A 19,925-nucleotide genomic window follows, 5' to 3' on the forward strand; every position below is an offset into this window, starting at 1 on the left:
GCTTAACGTAAATAACGCGGGGCTTTGGTCCGGCTACGCCACGGGGTAGCAATCCTTTCCAGGCCCAGTACAATCAGAAACGAACCCACGCCAATTGATGTCAGCAGGATCATCGCCGCATATACCCCGGCGGTATCCATTCGCGCATTGGCGCTGAGCAGATACGTCCCCAGCCCCTGTTGTGCCGAGGCCGTCCATTCACCGATCACCGCGCCCGTCACCGCATAGGTCGCCCCGATTTTAAGACCGGAGAACAACGGACCGACGCAGGCCGGCAGTTTGACCAGCATAAATACCCGCAGCGGTTTGCCCCCCATCAGTCTGGCCAGGTTCAGCATATCGCGGTCGATGCCCGCCAGCCCGTCCAGCACATTGACCACCACCGGGAAAAAGACAATCCAGGCCACAATAATCAGCTTAGGCAGCAGGCCGAAACCAAAAATAATCACCAGCGGTGCGGCAATCGCGACAATCGGGACCGCCTGGGAAACGATTAACGCCGGCATGACCAGCCGCTGAACCAGTGGAATTTGCCCCATCAGCAATGCCAGTACAAATCCCGCCACCGCGCCAAGCAGATAGCCCATGGCGGTTTCAGATAATGTCTGCCAGGTCAGTAACTGCAGGCGCTGTCCATTTTCCACCAGGGTCCGGAAAGCGGTTAGCGGGGAAGGAATCACATACTGTGGCAGCCCGGAAACCCAGATCACCAACTGCCACAGCACGATAATCATCACCAGCGAAATCAGCCAGACCAGCACAGCCCGCCACGGATGTTGCTGAGTATTACTCATGGCGGCCTCCGTTTTGTTTCTCATCGTGATACAGGCGGCTCATGATTTGCCGTTTCAGCTGCACAAACGTCTCTCCGGTCAGATCTTCCAGGGTGCGGGGCCTTGGCAGTTGCACCGTCAGAATTTCGGCAATCCGTCCCGGACGCGGGGTCATCACCACAATCCGGTCCGCAAGAAAAATCGCTTCATCCACATCGTGGGTGACAAACAGCACCGTCCGGTTCAGGTCACGCCAGATTTGTAATAACCACTCCTGCATACTGAATCTGGTCTGGGCATCCAGAGCACCGAAGGGTTCATCCAGCAGCATCACTTCTTTGCCGGCGGCGACGGTACGCATCATCGCTACCCGCTGGCGCATTCCGCCCGATAACGCATGGGGATAATGGTCGAGAAAATCCCCCAGCCCGTAACGGGTTGCCAGTTCCTCAGCCTGATGGCGATCGGCCGCACTCACTCCACAGGTCAACGCGGCGGCCAGGGTGATATTGCCGCGCACGGTACGCCACGGCAGCATCAGGTCTTTTTGCAGCATATAACCGACCTGACCTGGCTTATTCGTGACATCTTTTCCTTCCAGCATAATCCGTCCTTCACTGGACGGCAGCAGCCCGGAGACCACGTTAAACAGGGTGCTTTTGCCGCAGCCTGAAGCGCCTAGTATGCAGATAAACTCGCCTTCCCGGACCTGCAGGCTGACATTACTCAGCGCGGTGACATCCCCGTAACGCACGGTGAGATTATTAATTTCCAGCCGGATCGGTCGTGAATCCCCCGGGTCCAGCGCAGGAGGCAGATCTGTGGTCAGTACAGACATAGAGTCTCCCTGTCAGGATAGTGTTAGTTAAGCGCAGAAGACAGGATGAGTTGTACACCCCGGGAAAGCATCTGTTCGCGGGCGGCAGCCAGTGAACCCTGTATATCGATAGCTTTACAGGCATCCTCAATCACCGAGGTCGTAAAGCCCGCCAGACTGGCATCGATGGCTGTCATAGAGACGCAAAAATCAGTTGCCAGTCCCACGATATACAGTGTGTGGATATCGCGGGCACGTAAGTAAGCGGCGAGTCCGGTGGTGGTTTGCCGGTCAGCTTCAGTAAAGGCTGAATAGCTGTCGATATGAGAGTGGCAGCCTTTGCGGATAATCAGTTGCGCATGAGGGACCTGTAAACCGGCATGCAGAGCAGCATCTTCACTGCCCTGAACCGCATGAACCGGCCAGAGAATTTGCGGACCGTAGGGAGTATCGATAAATTCACCCGGTTGTTTCCCCGGATGATTCGCCGCGAAGGAGATATGGCCGGCCGGATGCCAGTCCTGGGTCAGGATAACGTTGGAGAAGCGGCCTGCCAGCTGGTTGATTAGCGGGATGATGGTTTCACCGCCGTCGACCGCCAGCGTTCCACCGGTTACAAAGCAATTCTGTACATCGACAATAATTAACGCGCTGTGCTGGTCATTCGCCGGCACAGTGGTCGCTGATGACTGCATAACATTATCCCCGTCATTATAATAAGCGCTGTCGCAATACACCGACGCCAGACGAAGGCAACCGGCGTTCAGATTATAACCAGCGCTAACCGCAATGCCCGATTATAGGTTCATATTTCAGAGACTTAAAGCACTATATTCTCTGTGGAATTTTTACCATAACAGGAGTTTCTTATCCGGCGGGGAGACATTTACCGGAAACAAAAACCGGTGAACCGCTTAGCCTCTGTGATGAATCACTGAACAGGGGGGAGATTATCTTATTGTGGCCCGCAGGAATGCGGGCCGGATTGCAAAGTTAACTATTTTTCAGCCAGTCAGGCAGATCATGCAGACCCATCGCCTGTTTCAGTAACTGAGGCTTCACCCCGGGTAAGGTATCCGCCAGCTTCAGGCCAATATCCCGCAGCAGTTTACGGGCCGGGTGGCTACCGGCAAACAGATCGCGAAAGCCCTGCATCGAAGCCAGCATCAGGGCAGCACTGTGTTTCCGGCTGCGCTCATAGCGACGCAGATAGAGGTGCTGACCAATATCTTTCCCTTGTTGCTGCAAGCGGCGAATTTCACCTATCAGTTCAGCCGCATCCATAAAGCCGAGATTCACTCCCTGACCCGCCAGCGGATGTATGGTATGGGCGGCATCGCCCACCAGAGCCAGCCGGTGGGCGGCAAACTGGCGTGCATAGCGGGCAGTCAGCGGAAAGGTTTTACGCTCGCTTTCCAGCTGGCAGCGACCCAGTTTCATGTCAAAGGCTACCGCCAGTTGCTGGTTAAACTGATCTTCGGACATGCCCTCTGCCCGGCTGGCCTGCTGTGGATCACAGGACCAGACAATGGAACTGAGGTGCGGGTCCTGTAATGGCAGGAACGCCAGAATACCTTCTGCATAAAAAATCTGCCGCGCGACCGACCCGTGGGGCTGTTCGGTACGGATATTGGCGACCAGCGCATGATGCTGGTAGTCGCGGAATACCAGGGGGATATCGGCTTTATCACGTAACCAGGAGTTGGCACCGTCGGCAGCCACCAACAATCTGGCGGTTAACATGGTGCCGTCCTGCAGAGTCACAAAGGCTTCGTTATCGCCGAAGGCTACCTGTTGTAACTGAGCAGGCGCTATCAGTTGGATGTCGCTGCACTGGCTGGCACGTTGCCAGAGTGCATGGTGAATCACCTGATTTTCAACAATATGTCCCAGACTGGCGATCCCCTGCGGTCGTTCATCAAAACGAATATGACCAAAGCTGTCTTTTTCCCAGACTTCCATCCCGTGGTAGGCGCTGGCCCGCATGGCCAGGATATCCTGCCATACGCCGAGATGGCTGAGCAGCCGTTCGCTGGCAAGGTTGATTGCCGACACGCGGATGGCAGGTGCAGCCTGCATATCAGGAGCAGAGGGAGGTGTTTGTTCCAGCACCGCCACCTTCAGACCACTCCCCTGTAGCCCACAGGCAACGGCCAGTCCGACCATACCGCCTCCGGCAATCACAACATCAAAGCTTTGCATCACTGTTCTCTCATTAACGTTTTACCCAGCCCAGAGTGCGCCCGGCCAGTGGATGTTTAAGCCACGGCAAGTTACCCATGACACTTAAACCGGCATTCCGGCCGATAATTAACGGCAGGTCCTGATTAGAGAATAACCTGACCAGTCCGTCGGTAATGGCGACCGTTTTTTGTCTGTCCGGCAGACGACGCTGCCGATACTGTTCCAGCACCGAATAACTGCCAGTATCCTGCCCTTCCGCATGTGCCTGCGCCACGGTTTCGGCCAGGGTCATCACATCGCGCAGCCCGAGATTAAATCCCTGTCCGGCAATAGGATGCAGCGTTTGTGCGGCATTTCCCACCAGCGCCAGCCGGTGGCGGGTGATCTCCGTCGCCTGCTGTAACGCCAGAGGATAGTAATCGCGTTTGCCACAGTGCAGAAAACGCCCCTGACGCCAGCCAAAGGCCTGTTGCAGCTGGTCGAGAAACTGCGGGTCACTCCACTGGTGAACCTGTTCACGCAGTTCTGCCGGCAGGCTCCAGACCAGCGAAAAACGATTTCCGGACATCGGCAGCAGTGCCAGCGGTCCGTCGGTGGTGAAGCGTTCATAGGCCCTGCCGCGTGGCGGCTCACTGGTGGTCACATTCGCGATAACTGCAAGTTGCCGGTAGTCTTCTCTCTGCCAGTGAACACCACATCCTGCCGCCAGCGAGGAACCCGAACCATTTGCCATTACCAGCAGACTGCCGCTAAGTTGCTGACCATCGTTCAGGCCGACTGTCACCTGCTCTGCTGTCCGATGTACCTCTGTAACCTGTGCGGGGCAAATCACCGTGACACCCCGGGCTTTTTTTAACCGCTCAAACAGCCGCTGACCCGCTTCGTGTAGTTCAATCACATTACCCAGCGCCGGCACCCCGTATTCACGATGACTGATGCCGACATAGCCGGGATGCCCGCGATCGCTGACATGAATATCGGTAATTGCCGTCGCGCAGTCGGCCAGAGAAGGCCAGACGCCAATATTCTGCAACTGCTGACAAGTGCCGGCCGCCAGAGCGATGGCCCTGCCGTCAAAACCGGGATGACCACGTTCACCCGGAGTGGTCGCTTCAATCAGAGTGACAGGAAGTTTTCCATTCGTCAGGTGAGAAACGGCCAGTGCCAGGGTCGCACCGGTCATCCCTCCCCCCGCAATTATCATGCTCATGCTGGCGTATTTTATCCGTTACTGGTGTGACTTTCTGGCCGCAGCCATCAGTGCCTCGATATCATCTGCTGTTTTTACTACAGTATCGGTCAGGTTTTCATGACCGTGCTCAGTAATCAGGATATCGTCTTCAATTCTTATACCAATCCCGCGATATTGTGCAGGAACATCGGCATCCGGCGCAATGTAAAGCCCTGGCTCCACGGTCAGTACCATGCCTGGCTCAAGCAGCCGTTCACGGGAAGGTGAACCATAGTCGCCCACATCATGCACATCCAGCCCCATCCAGTGACCCAGTCCGTGCATATAAAACTGCCGGTGGGCATTTTCAGCAATCAGGGTATCCACATCCCCCTGCATCACGCCCAGTTCAACCAGCCCGCTGACCATGATGCGGATCACCTGGTCATTCACTTCACGGATACTGACACCCGGCCGGTAGAGCGATAAGGCATGTTCCAGCGAGGCCAGCACTATGTCATAAATCTGTCGTTGTGCCGGGCTGAAACGTCCGTTAACCGGAAACGTCCGGGTGATATCGCCGGCATAGCCATAGAGTTCACAACCGGCATCAATCAGTACCAGATCGCCGTCGCGCAACTCGCTCTCATTCTCGGTGTAGTGCAGAATGCAGCCATTTTCACCGCCACCCACAATGGTGTTATAGGCGGCAAACCGCGAACCGTGGCGGCTGAACTCATGCAGAATTTCGCCTTCCAGCTGATATTCAAACATCCCGGGGCGGCAGCGTTCCATGGCCCGCTGATGTGCCAGTGCCGAAATTTTGCCGGTTTTGCGCAGAACAGCTATCTCTTCGGCATCTTTAAATAGCCGCATTTCATGCACCCACGGCCGCCAGTCTGTGACGGTCGCCGGGGCCTGCAAATTTTGACGGCTACCATTGCGTAAGGTCTCCAGCGCGGCAGACAGCTTCTGGTCGGCAAACGGATACTCACCCGGCGCGTGATAGACAACATCCAGCCCATTGAGCAGTTGCGAGAGTTGCTGGTCCACATCGTCCCAGGGTAACGCCTTATCCACGCCCAGCTTTTCCGGGGCCGCTTGTTGCCCCAGACGACGGCCAAACCAGATTTCAGCATTCAGGTCACGGACGCGGTTAAACAGTACACTGTGATTATGATTTTCATCGCTTTTAATCAATACCAGCAACGCTTCCGGCTCGTTAAATCCGGTGAAGTACCAGAAATCACTGTTCTGGCGAAACAGATACTCAGTGTCACGGCTGCGGGTGACTTCCGGGGCGGCAAAAATTAACGCTGCACTACCGGGCACCATTTTGGCCAGCAAAGACTGGCGGCGTTGTAGATAATTTTCCAGAGTAATCATAATCAGGCTCCCTGTTTACCCGGCACTCAGGCACGGAAATTGATTAATGTAACGTAGGTTTCTGTACTTCCGGTGCTGTCGGTTGTGGCCGGTTAAAGGTTTCATAGCACAGTACCGCAGCCACCCTGACGTACTCCACCACTTCTTCCAGTGACTGCTCCAGTTCTTCCTGATCTTCATCTTCATCGTACCCCAGTTGAGCAATGGTACGCAGATCGTCAATGGCTTCGCCGGTTTCGCCGGTGACTTTATCCAGTTTTGGCTGAGTCACGCCCAGCCCCAACAGGAAGTGATTTACCCAGCCGGCCAGTGCATCCGCACGTTCGAATACGCTGGTTTTACTGTCATCGGGCATTAACAGACGGAACATAAAGCCGTCATCTTCCAGCGTTTGCTGAACAGAGTCATGCAACTGCTGTAACGGCTGAGACAGGGTCTGGGAGAAAGCCATACCGTCGTTCGCCAGGTCATGGACCAGGGTTTTCCAGCTGTGATCCTGATTGCCACCACAGATTATACCGCTGATCAGACCGTGCATCTCCGACGCGGTCATACCTACGCCCTGCAACGACAAGGTGGCAGATAAGGCTTCAAAAGAAGGTAGTGCGTTCTGTAAGGACATAGTTAATCATCAATGTTGGAGAGTTAAGTTCATGGTATGCTACCACTAGCAGCCTGAAGGATTCCAGAAAAGGGGTTGTAAGTTATTATTCAGGCCTATATAGTGGCCCCCGTTCCCCGATATAAAGCATCGGAAGCGGGTAATGTAATCAGTCAGGAAGGTGGCATGTCTGCGCAACCAGTAGATATTCAGATATTTGGTCGTTCGTTAAGAGTCAATTGTCCGCCGGAACAGCAGGAAGCGTTAACTGCGGCAGCAGCTGACCTTGACCAGCGCTTACAGGACCTGAAAGTCCGAACCCGGGTAAACAACACCGAACAGTTGGTGTTTATCGCTGCGTTAAACATTTGTCATGAGTTAGCGCAGGAAAAGAACAAGACCCGTGATTATGCATCGAATATGGAACAACGCATTCGTATGTTACAGCAGACTATTGAACAGGCATTAGTCGAGCAGGGTCGGATCACTGATCGTCAGGGTCCAAAATTCGAATAACACTTCATGAATCCTGTGCTAGACTAATCATGAAGTAAAAATTCTCTGGGATGTTTGTGAACGGGCCAGTCCCCTGAGCCGATATTTCATACCAAACAGAATATGGCGCTTCATTAACTGTGAGCATGCCCGGTTCGTCCGGGAAGCCTGATGATAATGACGACATGTTCACCTTGAACCAAGGGTTCAAGGGTTACAGCCTGTAGCGGCATCCCGGAGATCTCCTTTCTGTAGTTCGGTTTCTAAATTTCCCCTCTGTCGTATTGATGTAGTACTGATAAGGTACTGTTCTGACTCTGAAGTCGTTAAGATATCGCCTTGATGTTGTACCTGTATCAGCCCGAAGGTTCCGGTTATTACCGCCATTTCTGCCTGCGACGAGTGACTTATGATTCCTGATCGCCGGGGCGGGTCTGAAGCGAATGCGTTACAGCAGACAGGCTGACCATTCTGCCTGCTGCTCACTCTGTGTTAGAGTGACTGACCAGCTCAATCATCATGGACAGCATCGTGGAAACCTCACCTGACAACCAACGTCAGCAGATTCGTAATGAAATCCGTCGCCGCCGCAGAGCACTGAGTGGTGCAGAGCAACAGTTAGCAGCACAACAGGCCGCGCAACAGGCGGTCAGTTTTCTGCCGGTCAGTCAGGCAAAAAAAATCGCCCTGTTCCTGTCGGTAGATGGTGAACTGGATACCCGCCCGCTAATCGAATTATTGTGGCAGAAAGGCCAGCAGGTATACCTGCCTGTTCTGCATCCCTTCTCTGCCGGTAATTTGCTGTTTATGCGTTATCAGCCGGAAACGCCGCTCCGCCCTAACCGGCTACGAATCCCTGAACCCGGATTAGATATCCGTCAGATGGCCACTCTGGATGAGCTGGATATTATTCTGGTGCCACTGGTGGCGTTTGATGCCCAAGGGCAACGGCTGGGGATGGGAGGCGGATATTACGACCGGACACTCCAGCGCTGGCAACAACATGGCTGTCTGCCAGTCGGATTTGCCCATCACTGTCAACAGGTCGGGGAGTTACCGACAGCAGACTGGGATATCCCGCTCCCGGCACTGATTACCCCGGACAGAGTCTGGCAATGGTCACCGCCCGTACCGGCCAATGACTCACCGGTAAACTAAAGACAGAGCCGGGATCAGAGAGCCGATTAGCGCGGTATCCGCAGCCAGCGGAATCCGCTCATCTGTACGCCGCAGACAAAAAAGGGAAAAGCCTGGCTTTTCCCTTTTCATCACGGGGGAGAGTCCTCCCCCCGTATGGTCAGTGAGTGATTAGTACAGCAGACGGGCGCGCAGTGTCCCCTGAATACCTTTCATCGCTTCCAGCGCTTTATCAGCAATGTCCTGTGGTGCATCAATATCGATAACCACATAACCCATAAACGGAGTGGTTTGCAGGTACTGGCCGACAATGTTGATCCCCTGGTCCGCAAAGATCTGGTTAATGGCAGTCAGTACACCCGGACGGTTTTCATGAATATGCAGCAAACGGCTGGCGCTGGCAGCATGAGCTGGCAGGGAGACTTCCGGGAAGTTCACTGCTGACAGGGTAGAACCGTTGTCAGAGTATTTGATTAACTTACCAGAGACTTCCAGACCGATATTTTCCTGAGCTTCTTCGGTCGATCCACCGATATGCGGCGTCAGGATCACGTTATCAAACTCACACAGCGGAGAGATAAACGGATCGTTGTTAGACGCAGGTTCTACCGGATAAACGTCGATGGCTGCACCGCCAACATGTTTGCTGGCCAGAGCGTCACACAGCGCAGGAATATCGATAACAGTTCCGCGTGAGGCATTGATCAGCAGTCCGCCTTTTTTCATCGCGGCCAGCTCTTCAGCACCGATCATATTCTGAGTGTTAGGTGTTTCAGGAACATGCAGAGTGACCACATCGCTCATCGCCAGCAGGTCGTACATTTTTTTCACCTGGGTGGCATTACCCAGCGGGAGCTTATCTTCCACATCATAAAAGAACACATGCATGCCCAGGCTTTCAGCCAGTACACCCAGTTGCATCCCGATGTGACCGTAACCAATAATCCCCAGTTTCTTGCCACGGGCTTCGAAGGAACCTTTGGCATTTTTATTCCAGATTCCACGGTGCGCTTTGGCATTGGCTTCAGGAATGCCACGCAGTAACAGCAGCAGTTCACCGATCACCAGTTCTGCCACCGAACGGGTGTTAGAGAAAGGTGCATTAAATACCGGGATACCACGTTTAGCGGCTGCGTCCAGGTCAACCTGGTTGGTTCCGATACAGAAACAACCGACAGCGACCAGTTTTTCGGCGGCAGCGAAAACTTCTTCAGTTAACTGGGAACGGGAACGGATACCGATAAAGTGCGCATCACGAATCGACTCTTTCAGAGCGTCTGTATCCAGCGCGCCTTTGTGGAATTCGATGTTGGTGTAGCCTGCTGCGCGTAAATTATCCAGTGCTGTCTGATGAACACCTTCCACCAGCAGGAACTTAATTTTATCTTTCTCGAGTGATACCTTTGCCATTGCCCGACCTTATGGTTAACGATAATGAGAGGAATATAAGAATTTCTTCTGTCAACATAACAAATATTACGCTACGGGCAACAGAAACCGATTGCCCTGAAAAAATGCCCGGCAGCGGGTTACAGCAGATTGCGGGGAAAAGCAGATTCTTAACGCCACCGGGAAGCAGATTTTATCAGCCGTTAACTAAACTGTGATATAAATCACTAAAATCCGCGATAAAAAAAAGACGACAGTTAGTCGTCTTTGGTTAGTGTAATTACTCCGTTATCGGTACCAATCAATGCCACATCAGCACCTCTGGCGGCGAACAGTCCGACTGTCACCACACCCGGCAGAGCATTAATCATAATCTCCAGTTCCCGTGGATTCACGATACTCAGATTATGAACATCCAGGATAATATTACCGTTGTCCGTTAACACATTCTGACGGTACTCCGGTAACCCCCCCATTTTGACTAACTGACGGGCCACGTAAGATCTTGCCATTGGAATGACTTCAACCGGCAGGGGGAAACGCCCCAGCACATCGACCTGCTTGCTTTCATCGGCAATGCAGATAAATTTATCAGCCACAGCTGCGATAATCTTTTCGCGGGTCAGTGCAGCCCCGCCCCCTTTGATCATTTGCATCTGCGGGTTGATTTCATCCGCACCGTCGACATACACCGACAAACGATCGATAGTGTTCAGGTCAAACACCTGAATACCATAGCTGAGTAATTTCTCTGTCGAGGCTTCGGAGCTGGATACCGCGCCTTCGATGTCATTTTTTATTGTCGCTAATGCATCAATAAAATGGGCTGCCGTGCTGCCGGTACCTACACCGACCACTGACCCCGGCTCTACAAACCTGAGTGCTGCCCAGCCTACCGCTTTTTTTAGTTCATCCCGGCTCATGATATGTTTAAACCTGTACGCTCTGTTCGTTGGCGTAGTATAAAACAAGCAGCAGGAAAAAAAATTAATGTTGCGGGCAGATTGCGTGGATTATATTGCAGACCGTAATTTTTTTCTGACAATGCAGCGTACAGCACAAAGCAAACACTATAATGCAGGATACGTTCCTCCCTGAAGCAGAGAGCAAAACGATGAAACGCCCGGATTACCGAACCCTTCAGGCTCTGGATGCAGTTATCCGCGAGCGCGGTTTTGAACGCGCCGCACAAAAACTTTGTATTACCCAGTCTGCAGTCTCGCAGAGAATTAAGCAGCTTGAGAATCTGTTTGGTCAGCCGTTGCTGGTACGGACTGTACCGCCGCGCCCCACCGAACAGGGCCAGAAATTACTGGCATTGTTGCATCAGGTTGAAATGCTGGAGGAGCAATGGCTGGCCGATGAAACCGGCGGCAGTACGCCATTGCTACTGTCGATAGCGGTCAACGCCGACAGTCTGGCGACCTGGCTGTTACCTGCGCTGAAAGATGTGCTGGCAGATTCGCCGGTACGCCTGAATTTACAGGTAGAAGATGAAAGCCGTACCCAGGAGCGCTTGCGGCGCGGTGAGGTGGTAGGTGCCGTCAGTATCCAGCCTCAGGCGCTGCCAAGTTGTCTGGTCGATCAGCTGGGCGCACTGGATTACCTGTTCGTTGCCTCTCCGGATTTCGCCAAACGCTATTTCCCCAACGGGGTAACCCGTTCCGCACTGCTGAAAGCACCGGCGGTGGCGTTCGATCATCTGGATGATATGCATCAGGCTTTCTTACAACAATATTTCGATTTGCCCCCGGGCAGTGTCCCCTGCCATATCGTCAATTCATCAGAAGCCTTTGTCCAACTGGCAAGGCAAGGTTCGGTCTGCTGTATGATCCCCCATCTGCAGATTGGTGGTGAATTAGCCCGCGGTGAACTGGTCGATTTAACCCCGGGGCTCTACCAGCGGCGGATGCTGTACTGGCATCGTTTTGCGCCAGAAAGCCGACTGATGCGCCGTGTGACTGACGCACTGCTGGAACATGGTCATGGTGTATTGCGTCAGGATGATTTCCCGGCCGGCGTCGATTCGTCCGCCGGCCAGGCCCGCTAATCTTCCTGCCTGCGGCGTTAATTAGTCGTCGCAGGTTGTGGTTTCAGTTCAAACACCACATTAAGCTCATCATCAAAATTGATGCTCTGCTGCTGATAAGTCTCCTGCGGGGTGGTATCTGCGCTGGCTTTTGCCAGTGCATACATCCGCATCACCGGCTGTGGCCGGTCACTGCCGGTATGATACTGAATGCTCCATACCGGTCCCAGTTCGGCATGGAAACCGGCAGCCAAAGCCTGTGCCTGGCTGATGGCATCTTTAATCGCTTCTTCGCGGGCCTGCTGTTGATAGCGGGCGGCATCGGCGACTCCCGGCGTGACCGAACGGATTTCGTTCAGCCCGCCTTTCAGGGCACCATCCAGCAACTCATTGAGTTTATCAATTTTCCGCACCGTCACAGTGACCTGGCGGGTGGCCTGATAGCCCGTCAGCTGAGGTTTGCCCTGCTTGCTGTAATCATATTGCGGCTGGGTGTTGATATTGGCCGCATCGATATCTTTATTCTCAATTCCCTGGCTATGCAGAAAATCGAAATATTTGGCGACCCGGGCATCCACCTGTTTTTTCGCCTCAGTCGCCTGTTGCGCACTGAGCTGCACCACAATGCTGAGTGTTGCCATATCCGGCTTTGCCTGAACCGAAGCATGGCCGGAGGTGGAGATATGCGGTGAGTCCGGAACTTCTGCGGCCAAAGCCGCGACTGAGGTTAAACTTCCCGCCAGAATGGCAGGGATAACGAGCTGAAATAATTTCACAATAAGGGTTCCCTGTCTGCAATTTACCGCCTGAGATTACAGGCAATAGCGGGAAATTGCAGTCAGCTGCCGTCTGAAAATTCGACGGCAGACACAGTTTTACACTACGGCACGCAGCATGGTCACGCCTTCGCTGCCCAGCCTGATGGCCAGATAAAACATCATGCCGGCGACCAGCAAATTAATCACCTGCTGAGTACGCCCCTGTTTAAGCCAGGGAGAGAGCGCGCTGGCCAGCAGAGCCAGTGCATAAAACCAGACTACCGAAGCCGTTACGGCCCCCAGCGCAAACCACACCCGGGACTCTGCCGGCACCTGGCTTCCCAGGCTGCCAAGGACCACAAAGGTATCCAGATAGACATGAGGATTCAGCCAGGTGACCGCAATCAGGGTCAGCAGGATTTTAAACCGCCGCTGCTGGACTGTTTGCGGATCACTGCTTTGCGTCGAAGGCCGCAGGGCCTGGCGTAAGGTTCCCCATCCATACCACAACAGAAAGGCGCAACCTGCCCAGGTAATCATTTGTAGCGCCAACGGAGAGTGTTGCAGAACCGCACTTCCGCCAAACACTCCGGCACAAATCAGTACCACATCGCTCAGAATACAGAAGCTGGCCGACATCAGCGCATAGCGGCGTAATATTCCCTGATTGAGGATCAGTGTATTTTGTGGTCCCAGCGGCAGGATGAGTGCTGCCCCAAGGGTAATTCCTTGTAAATAGAATAACATAGAGTGTTCTCCGCCAATTAATGCGCAGAGTCTGGCGATTTTCAGGGAAAAAGTGAAATGGAAAGAACTTATCCGTAATTAGGAAAATTAATCATGCGGGAGAAATAAAGGCCTGCCGGGGATAGTCACACCGGCAGGCAGGAGAGATTAGGCTTTTTCTTCAGCTTTACCCGCTGTTGGATTGATGATATGCACATCCATCTGCGGATAAGGAATACCAATGCTGTTGGCATCCAGCGCCCGTTTAAAGGCAGCCATTAAATCCCAGTAGGTCTGAGTTTGATCGTTATAAGTGGTCCAGCAGCGGACAATAACATTCAGGGTCGATGCTCCCATTTCATTCAGGGCAACAACCACGGGTTTGTCTTTAAGAACACGTTGCTCAGCTTCTACCACCTGACGTAACACCGCAAAGACCTGATCAATATCCGCATCGTATGAAACACCAATAATAAACTGGCTACGGCTTAAAGGTTCACGGTTATAGTTAACGATTTTCGAGGAAATGATCCCACCGTTAGGCACCACCACAATATTGCCGTCAGTGGTACGCAAGGTGGTTGAGAAAATTTGCACACTCACAACAGTACCGGCAGCTCCGCCAATATCCACATATTCGCCGACACGGAACGGGCGGAAGGTGACCAGCAGTACACCGGCAGCAAAGTTAGACAGGGAACCCTGCAGTGCCAGCCCCACGGCCAGACCTACGGCACCCAGCACTGCGATCACCGATGCGGTCTGAACGCCAACACGGCTCAGTGCAGCAATCAGCGTAAAGGCAATAACAACGTAGCGAACCAGCACCGATAAAAAGTCGGCCACTGTCTGATCAATACTACGGGCCAGCAGGAGTTTGTTAAAGCCATTAGATAATACGCGGGCAACAATAAAACCCACAAACAAAATAGCCAGAGCGGCGGCAACGTTTACCGCATAGCTTAGTAACAGTTCCTGGTTACGTGCCAGCCAGCTGCCGGCATTGTGAATGCTATCAACGACGTTTAAGTCTTGCATCGAATAATCCTGTAATAAATTCCTGAATGAAACCACAGAGGCTGTTATCAGCCGATCAGCGCCAAGGGTAAACAATTAATGGCGGATTGCCAAATCCGCCGGCGGCTGAGTCACTGTTTTTAGGAAATTATTACCCGTTGTTATCATTTTGGGGAATATCCCCGGTTAACTTTACGGATTATTCGGCCCTTTTCGGCTGACTGGTGCGTAGCGTGTAATCAGCCATAATCGACCAGTCTCGCTCCCCGCCCCCGTCTTCGATGGCACGCGACATCTGCTGATGAACCGCTGACAACATTGGTAAGGGGGCGGCCAGTTGTGTCGCAGCCTCAGTCGCCAGATTGAGATCTTTCAGCCCAAGTGTGGCTTTAAAGCCCGGCTGGTATTCCCCTTCCGCAATCAGCTGCGAATAGACCTGATATGATCGGCCGCCAAACAGGGTGCCCAGAATCAGCTCGAAAAAGTCATTGCGTGGCACACCATTGACATCGGTCAGAGCGACCGCCTCGGCGATGGCTTCAATCGTCATCGCAATCATCATATTGCAGGCAATTTTGGCCGCATGAGCGGCGGGAGGGTGATCTCCCAGCGGCCACACTTTGCGGCCAATGGCCTGAAACAACGGCTCAGCCCGGGTAATTAAATCCGGATGACCGGCCGCGAGGATATTCAGTTCACCACGGGCTGCCACATCCGGGCGGCCCAGTACCGGAGCGGCAATAAATCCGATCCCTGCCTTACGGTGGTAGTCAGTCAGTTGCTCTGACATGGCCACCGAGAGTGTGGAACTGACGATATGAATTACCCCGGGCCGGCACTGGCTGAAAAAATCCCCGGCAAAGACGACTTCACCAATCGCTGCATCATCAGAAAGCATCGTCAGCACAGCATCAGACTGAAAAACTTCCGCCGGGGTAGTTACTGCCCCGACACCCGGCATCGTCGTGCCAGATCGGGTCCAGCATTTTACGCTGTGCCCTGCCGCCAGTAACCGGCCAGCGATGCCACGCCCCATTGCCCCTAATCCAATTAAGCCATACTCCATCACACACTCCTTCTGATTACAAAGATACGCCGCGGATACGGGCAGGAATAAGATCGGTAAACTTCGGGATGTCCTGCATCACGCCCGCGATATCGTCGGCATTAAACGCCTGCTGAACCGCCTGTTCATCACGAAAGATACATTCGCAAATTGCCAGGGTTCCGGGCCGTGTCTCTGCAGGAAAAAAGGCGCTGACACTCTCCAGTCCGTACTGTTGCCATGCCCGCATGACCAACGGCAGATGATGTTCAGTGTAGTAACGCCGGTCAAACCGGCTGTCAGCAGTCCCCTGATAGGTAACATAGACGATAACCTGTGACGATAAATTGTGCATAGTGATTTCCGGAAAAACAGAGTGAATGAACCGGCGACAGGCCGGTGGTTACTGCGGGTTTATTCTGCGGTCGCCGGCAAGTGAGATGCTAACCATTGACTCAGCATGATTTAAATACCGATCGGTATAAATTTATGAGACACCGATTCCATTGTCAATTAATTCTATATCGAATGATATAAAAACAATACACTGTTGCCCGGGATAACTTAGCCGATGCAGGGGGCCGGTAAGGGTTAAGCGACCATCGTGACGCAAAAAAAAAGCCTGCCAACCGGCAGGCTTTCTCTGACCCTCTGAACGATTACAGACGGTCGATAGCGTTAAGTTCTTTAAAGGCCTGTTCCAGACGAACCACCATAGAACTCTGAGCAGCACGTAACCAAACGCGCGGGTCATAGTATTTTTTGTTTGGTTTATCTTCGCCTTCCGGGTTACCCAGCTGTGACTGCAGGTAGCCTTCATTCTTTTTGTAGAACTCCAGAATACCGTGCCAGTTCGCCCACTGAGTATCAGTATCGATGTTCATTTTAATCACACCGTAACCGATAGATTCTTTAATCTCTTCCGCAGAAGAACCAGAACCCCCGTGGAAAACGAAATTCAGGGCGTTGTGCGGCAGACCGTGTTTCTCGCTGACATAATCCTGAGAGTTACGCAGAATTTTTGGAGTCAGCTGAACGTTACCTGGTTTATAAACGCCGTGAACGTTACCGAATGATGCCGCAATAGTGAAGTTCGGGCTGATAGCATTCAGTTTGGTATAGGCATAATCAACATCTTCAGGCTGGGTATACAGCGCGGAGTTATCCAGATGAGAGTTGTCGACACCATCTTCTTCGCCACCGGTACAACCCAGTTCAATTTCCAGTGTCATACCCATCTTAGCCATACGGGCCAGGTACTTACTGCTGATCTCGATATTTTCTTCCAGTGACTCTTCTGACAGGTCAATCATATGAGAAGAGAACAGGGGTTTACCGGTTTTTGCAAAGTGCGCTTCACCTGCATCCAGTAGCCCGTCGATCCACGGCAGTAATTTCTTCGCACAGTGGTCGGTATGCAGGATCACCGGCACACCATAGGCTTCTGCCATCAGATGCACGTGATGCGCACCGGCAATGGCTCCCATGATTGACGCACCCTGAGGTTTGTCAGTTTTGTAGCCTTTACCCGCAATAAACGCAGCACCGCCGTTAGAAAACTGAATAATGACCGGTGCTTTGGCTTTCGCCGCAGCTTCCAGTACCGCATTGATTGAGTCGCTGCCTACACAGTTAACTGCCGGCAGAGCAAAGTGATTTTCTTTGGCTACTTTGAAGATCTTCTGCACATCTTCGCCAGTAACTACACCAGGTTTTACGAAATCAAAAATTTTAGACATAACATTGTCCTGTTTCGTTGGCCGTAAACGGAAGCCCGTCAATCGGGCAAAATCGGGTGCAGCCAGCGGGCCGCACCTGCTGCTGAATTACTGTTTTGCGCGCTCTTCCAGCATAGCAACGGCCGGAAGTTTTTTGCCTTCAACAAATTCCAGGAATGCGCCACCGCCGGTTGAGATGTAAGAGATTTTGTTCTCAATACCGAACAGGTCAATCGCGGCCAGAGTATCGCCGCCACCAGCCACAGAGAATGCTTCACTGTCAGCAATCGCATTCGCCACAATTTCGGTGCCTTTACGGAAGTTAGGGAACTCAAAGACTCCCACCGGACCGTTCCACAGAATGGTTTTAGCTTCTTTAAGGATCTTCGCCATAGCCTGCGCTGTTTCGTCACCGAAATCCATGATCTCTTCGTCGTCCTGAACTTCAGACACTTTTTTCACGGTAGCAGGCGCGGTTTCTGAAAACTCTGTACCTACACGGGAGTCAACTGGCACCGGGATACCATACTGGTCGCGCAGTTTTTTCGCAGCGTCGACAAATTCTGGTTCGTAGAGTGATTTACCCACCTTGTTATCGATAGCCACGAAGGTATTGGCAATACCGCCACCGACAATCACCGTGTCGGCGATATTGACCAGAGACTGCAGCACATCAAACTTGGTAGAGACTTTCGACCCGCCGACCACGGCCACCATCGGACGAGCCGGGTTACTCATCGCTTTACCCAGGGCTTCCAGTTCTGCTGACAGCAGTGGACCGGCACAGGCGATTGGCGCGAATTTACCCACACCGTGAGTGGATGCCTGAGCACGGTGTGCGGTACCAAAAGCGTCCATTACGAACACATCACACAGCGCCGCGTATTTTTTCGACAGGGTCTCGTCGTCTTTCTTCTCGCCCTTATTGAAACGGACATTTTCCAGTACCACCAGTTCACCGGCCTGCACATCAACACCGTCCAGGTAATCTTTTGCCAGTTTCACGCTGGTACCACTCAGTTTATCTTTCAGGTAGTTCACCACCGGCAACAGGGAGAATTCTTCGTTATACTCACCTTCCGTCGGACGGCCCAGATGCGAGGTCACCATCACTTTCGCACCCTGCTTCAGCGCCGATTCAATCGTTGGTAGTGATGCACGAATACGGGCATCTGATGTGACTTTCCCTTCTTTTACCGGCACATTAAGGTCGGCACGAATCAGTACACGTTTACCCGCAAGATCCAGATCGGTCATTTTAATTACAGACATGGTGAATCCTCTCGTTAACTCTCATAAGTTTTGCCAGGCGCAAGCGCGCCTTACCTGAAATTACCTGCAGACATTGCTAACGTAGTATCCAGCATCCGGTTAGCAAAGCCCCATTCGTTATCGCACCATACCAGGGTTTTCACCAGGTGCTGACCACTGACCCGGGTCTGCGTACCATCCACGATGGCACTGTGCGGATCATGGTTAAAATCGACAGAAACTAACGGTAATTCCGTATAGTCGACTATACCACGAAATACCCCCTGAGCAGCGTTTTGCAACACTGCATTAACTTCTGCGGCAGAGACTGCCGTTTCCAGTGTCACGCTCAGGTCAATCGCTGTCACGTTAATCACCGGGACACGAACTGCTATCGCTTCAAACCGGTCCGAAAACTTCGGAAGTATCCGTGTAATCCCGGCCGCCAGTTTGGTGTCTACCGGGATAATTGACTGACTCGCAGCCCGGGTCCGGCGTAAATCATCATGGTATGCATCCAGAACCTGTTGATCGTGCATCGATGAATGGATAGTAGTGACGGTTCCCGACACGATACTGAAAGCATCATCCAGCAATTTAATCACCGGAATAATACAGTTGGTGGTGCAGGAAGCATTCGACACTATCCGGTCCTGTTCCCGCAGCGACTGGTGATTGACACCAAACACCACGGTCGCATCCAGGTCATTGCCTCCGGGGTGCGAGAACAAGACCTTTTTGGCACCGGCTGCCAGATGTGCTTCGCCATCGGCACGGCTGCCATATTTACCGGTACAGTCCAGGACAATATCGATATCCAACTCAGACCACGGTAAATCTTTGATCAGGGGTTGATGCAGCAGGCGAATAGTATCGCGGCCCACTTTCAGCAATTCATCTTCCAGCCGGACCTCATATGCGAAGCGACCATGGCTGGTATCGTATTTCAGTAAATGGGCAATCCCTTCACTGTCGGCCAGCTCATTGATTGCGATGACCGAAATTTCGGTATGGCGTCCGCTTTCATACAGCGCCCGCAGCACACCCCGGCCGATACGTCCAAAACCATTAATAGCAATTCTGATGGTCATTTCACTACCATTACCTTAAACTGCCGCCACGGTACGCTCTGCGACCGTCACAGCCTCTGTCAGTCTGACATCAGCACAATTATCAAATCACTGATGCTATTGAACCAGCCCAACTGAAACGCTTCAGCTGAGAATAAATCATGCCTTGCCACCGGGGAATGACTGAGATCAACCGGGATCTTAATATTTCGATCAACTTCACATTTTTAACCAATGACTGTGCATAAAAAAAACAGTTGCCTGCTGCCGGCTACAGTTAAAAAAACAGCATGGCAGAGATCTGCCATGCTGATATTTACGCTGACGGAAAGTGCCGTTACAGAATCGCTTTCGCTTT

20 protein-coding genes and 1 other RNA gene are annotated in these 19,925 nt (G+C 52.7%); 4 read left to right on the forward strand and 17 right to left on the reverse strand.

Annotated features, from left to right (window positions below; all coding sequences use genetic code 11):
• Window positions 1–2 precede the first annotated feature (2 nt).
• The 7 genes from B3Z23_RS17135 to B3Z23_RS17165 all read right to left on the reverse strand — a co-directional run bounded on the left by B3Z23_RS17135 (window position 3) and on the right by B3Z23_RS17165 (window position 6,953).
• Window positions 3–794, reverse strand: coding sequence for an ABC transporter permease (locus B3Z23_RS17135; RefSeq protein ID WP_294912423.1), 792 nt, complete (start codon window positions 792–794; stop codon window positions 3–5).
• Window positions 787–1,611: an ABC transporter ATP-binding protein gene (locus tag B3Z23_RS17140; protein ID WP_294912424.1), complete on the reverse strand. Its 825-nt coding sequence runs from the start codon at window positions 1,609–1,611 to the stop codon at window positions 787–789. The genes B3Z23_RS17135 and B3Z23_RS17140 overlap by 8 nt, the downstream gene beginning before the upstream one ends.
• A 23-nt stretch (window positions 1,612–1,634) precedes the next feature.
• The gene (gene pncA / locus B3Z23_RS17145) at window positions 1,635–2,285 is read right to left on the reverse strand and encodes a bifunctional nicotinamidase/pyrazinamidase (protein ID WP_294912425.1); all 651 of its coding nucleotides are present in this window, start codon (window positions 2,283–2,285) and stop codon (window positions 1,635–1,637) included.
• A 298-nt stretch (window positions 2,286–2,583) separates the two neighbouring features.
• Complete coding sequence (gene ubiI, locus B3Z23_RS17150; RefSeq protein ID WP_294912426.1) at window positions 2,584–3,792, reverse strand: FAD-dependent 2-octaprenylphenol hydroxylase; 1,209 nt, start codon at window positions 3,790–3,792, stop codon at window positions 2,584–2,586.
• Between the two features lie 13 nt (window positions 3,793–3,805).
• A complete protein-coding gene (gene ubiH, locus B3Z23_RS17155; protein WP_294912427.1) occupies window positions 3,806–4,984 on the reverse strand; it encodes a 2-octaprenyl-6-methoxyphenyl hydroxylase in 1,179 nt (392 codons plus the stop codon).
• 18 nt (window positions 4,985–5,002) lie between these two features.
• Window positions 5,003–6,331: a Xaa-Pro aminopeptidase gene (gene pepP, locus B3Z23_RS17160; protein WP_294912428.1), complete on the reverse strand. Its 1,329-nt coding sequence runs from the start codon at window positions 6,329–6,331 to the stop codon at window positions 5,003–5,005.
• Between the two features lie 43 nt (window positions 6,332–6,374).
• Window positions 6,375–6,953, reverse strand: a complete 579-nt coding sequence (locus B3Z23_RS17165; protein WP_294912429.1) for a YecA family protein — start codon at window positions 6,951–6,953, stop codon at window positions 6,375–6,377.
• Between the two features lie 165 nt (window positions 6,954–7,118).
• Here B3Z23_RS17165 and zapA point away from each other — a divergent pair, with 165 nt between their 5' ends.
• The 3 genes from zapA to B3Z23_RS17180 all read left to right on the forward strand — a co-directional run bounded on the left by zapA (window position 7,119) and on the right by B3Z23_RS17180 (window position 8,585).
• Window positions 7,119–7,448, forward strand: coding sequence for a cell division protein ZapA (zapA, locus tag B3Z23_RS17170; RefSeq protein WP_038018096.1), 330 nt, complete (start codon window positions 7,119–7,121; stop codon window positions 7,446–7,448).
• Window positions 7,449–7,487: 39 nt separating this feature from the next.
• Window positions 7,488–7,672: non-coding RNA, 6S RNA (ssrS, locus tag B3Z23_RS17175), on the forward strand.
• A gap of 286 nt (window positions 7,673–7,958) precedes the next feature.
• On the forward strand, window positions 7,959–8,585 hold the full coding sequence (locus B3Z23_RS17180) for a 5-formyltetrahydrofolate cyclo-ligase (RefSeq protein ID WP_294912430.1): 627 nt from the start codon (window positions 7,959–7,961) through the stop codon (window positions 8,583–8,585).
• Between the two features lie 150 nt (window positions 8,586–8,735).
• Here B3Z23_RS17180 and serA read toward each other — a convergent pair whose 3' ends face one another.
• Complete coding sequence (gene serA, locus B3Z23_RS17185; RefSeq protein WP_294912431.1) at window positions 8,736–9,974, reverse strand: phosphoglycerate dehydrogenase; 1,239 nt, start codon at window positions 9,972–9,974, stop codon at window positions 8,736–8,738.
• Window positions 9,975–10,210: 236 nt separating this feature from the next.
• Window positions 10,211–10,876 (reverse strand): ribose-5-phosphate isomerase RpiA, encoded by a 666-nt coding sequence (rpiA, locus tag B3Z23_RS17190; protein WP_294912432.1) that lies wholly within the window; start codon window positions 10,874–10,876, stop codon window positions 10,211–10,213.
• Between the two features lie 191 nt (window positions 10,877–11,067).
• Here rpiA and B3Z23_RS17195 point away from each other — a divergent pair, with 191 nt between their 5' ends.
• A complete protein-coding gene (locus tag B3Z23_RS17195; RefSeq protein ID WP_294912443.1) occupies window positions 11,068–12,003 on the forward strand; it encodes a LysR family transcriptional regulator ArgP in 936 nt (311 codons plus the stop codon).
• A 17-nt stretch (window positions 12,004–12,020) separates the two neighbouring features.
• Here B3Z23_RS17195 and B3Z23_RS17200 read toward each other — a convergent pair whose 3' ends face one another.
• The 8 genes from B3Z23_RS17200 to epd all read right to left on the reverse strand — a co-directional run bounded on the left by B3Z23_RS17200 (window position 12,021) and on the right by epd (window position 19,588).
• Window positions 12,021–12,758, reverse strand: coding sequence for an oxidative stress defense protein (locus tag B3Z23_RS17200; protein ID WP_294912433.1), 738 nt, complete (start codon window positions 12,756–12,758; stop codon window positions 12,021–12,023).
• Between the two features lie 99 nt (window positions 12,759–12,857).
• On the reverse strand, window positions 12,858–13,487 hold the full coding sequence (locus tag B3Z23_RS17205; RefSeq protein ID WP_294912434.1) for a LysE family transporter: 630 nt from the start codon (window positions 13,485–13,487) through the stop codon (window positions 12,858–12,860).
• A gap of 147 nt (window positions 13,488–13,634) precedes the next feature.
• The gene (mscS, locus tag B3Z23_RS17210) at window positions 13,635–14,504 is read right to left on the reverse strand and encodes a small-conductance mechanosensitive channel MscS (RefSeq protein WP_294912435.1); all 870 of its coding nucleotides are present in this window, start codon (window positions 14,502–14,504) and stop codon (window positions 13,635–13,637) included.
• Between the two features lie 178 nt (window positions 14,505–14,682).
• Entirely contained in the window at window positions 14,683–15,549 is an 867-nt protein-coding gene (locus tag B3Z23_RS17215) for an NAD(P)-dependent oxidoreductase (protein WP_294912437.1), read from the reverse strand.
• A 16-nt stretch (window positions 15,550–15,565) separates the two neighbouring features.
• Window positions 15,566–15,883, reverse strand: a complete 318-nt coding sequence (locus B3Z23_RS17220) for an EthD family reductase (protein ID WP_294912439.1) — start codon at window positions 15,881–15,883, stop codon at window positions 15,566–15,568.
• Window positions 15,884–16,187: 304 nt separating this feature from the next.
• The gene (gene fbaA / locus B3Z23_RS17225; RefSeq protein ID WP_038018074.1) at window positions 16,188–17,267 is read right to left on the reverse strand and encodes a class II fructose-bisphosphate aldolase; all 1,080 of its coding nucleotides are present in this window, start codon (window positions 17,265–17,267) and stop codon (window positions 16,188–16,190) included.
• A gap of 87 nt (window positions 17,268–17,354) precedes the next feature.
• Window positions 17,355–18,518 (reverse strand): phosphoglycerate kinase, encoded by a 1,164-nt coding sequence (gene pgk / locus B3Z23_RS17230; protein WP_038018072.1) that lies wholly within the window; start codon window positions 18,516–18,518, stop codon window positions 17,355–17,357.
• Window positions 18,519–18,568: 50 nt separating this feature from the next.
• Entirely contained in the window at window positions 18,569–19,588 is a 1,020-nt protein-coding gene (gene epd, locus B3Z23_RS17235) for an erythrose-4-phosphate dehydrogenase (protein WP_294912441.1), read from the reverse strand.
• Window positions 19,589–19,925: the final 337 nt, after the last annotated feature.

This window comes from Tatumella sp. UBA2305 (assembly GCF_002345795.1).
Taxonomy (GTDB): Bacteria; Pseudomonadota; Gammaproteobacteria; order Enterobacterales; family Enterobacteriaceae; genus Tatumella; species Tatumella morbirosei.

Excerpts from the sequence above, each read along its gene's own strand:
- B3Z23_RS17135 (WP_294912423.1), bottom strand. The coding sequence starts at position 794 with ATGAGTAATACTCAGCAACATCCGTGGCGGGCTGTGCTGGTCTGGCTG.
- B3Z23_RS17140 (WP_294912424.1), bottom strand. The coding sequence starts at position 1,611 with ATGTCTGTACTGACCACAGATCTGCCTCCTGCGCTGGACCCGGGGGAT.
- pncA (WP_294912425.1), bottom strand. The coding sequence starts at position 2,285 with ATGCAGTCATCAGCGACCACTGTGCCGGCGAATGACCAGCACAGCGCG.
- ubiI (WP_294912426.1), bottom strand. The coding sequence starts at position 3,792 with ATGCAAAGCTTTGATGTTGTGATTGCCGGAGGCGGTATGGTCGGACTG.
- ubiH (WP_294912427.1), bottom strand. The coding sequence starts at position 4,984 with ATGAGCATGATAATTGCGGGGGGAGGGATGACCGGTGCGACCCTGGCA.
- pepP (WP_294912428.1), bottom strand. The coding sequence starts at position 6,331 with ATGATTACTCTGGAAAATTATCTACAACGCCGCCAGTCTTTGCTGGCC.
- B3Z23_RS17165 (WP_294912429.1), bottom strand. The coding sequence starts at position 6,953 with ATGTCCTTACAGAACGCACTACCTTCTTTTGAAGCCTTATCTGCCACC.
- zapA (WP_038018096.1), top strand. The coding sequence starts at position 7,119 with ATGTCTGCGCAACCAGTAGATATTCAGATATTTGGTCGTTCGTTAAGA.
- serA (WP_294912431.1), bottom strand. The coding sequence starts at position 9,974 with ATGGCAAAGGTATCACTCGAGAAAGATAAAATTAAGTTCCTGCTGGTG.
- rpiA (WP_294912432.1), bottom strand. The coding sequence starts at position 10,876 with ATGAGCCGGGATGAACTAAAAAAAGCGGTAGGCTGGGCAGCACTCAGG.
- B3Z23_RS17195 (WP_294912443.1), top strand. The coding sequence starts at position 11,068 with ATGAAACGCCCGGATTACCGAACCCTTCAGGCTCTGGATGCAGTTATC.
- B3Z23_RS17205 (WP_294912434.1), bottom strand. The coding sequence starts at position 13,487 with ATGTTATTCTATTTACAAGGAATTACCCTTGGGGCAGCACTCATCCTG.
- mscS (WP_294912435.1), bottom strand. The coding sequence starts at position 14,504 with ATGCAAGACTTAAACGTCGTTGATAGCATTCACAATGCCGGCAGCTGG.
- B3Z23_RS17215 (WP_294912437.1), bottom strand. The coding sequence starts at position 15,549 with ATGGAGTATGGCTTAATTGGATTAGGGGCAATGGGGCGTGGCATCGCT.
- B3Z23_RS17220 (WP_294912439.1), bottom strand. The coding sequence starts at position 15,883 with ATGCACAATTTATCGTCACAGGTTATCGTCTATGTTACCTATCAGGGG.
- fbaA (WP_038018074.1), bottom strand. The coding sequence starts at position 17,267 with ATGTCTAAAATTTTTGATTTCGTAAAACCTGGTGTAGTTACTGGCGAA.
- pgk (WP_038018072.1), bottom strand. The coding sequence starts at position 18,518 with ATGTCTGTAATTAAAATGACCGATCTGGATCTTGCGGGTAAACGTGTA.
- epd (WP_294912441.1), bottom strand. The coding sequence starts at position 19,588 with ATGACCATCAGAATTGCTATTAATGGTTTTGGACGTATCGGCCGGGGT.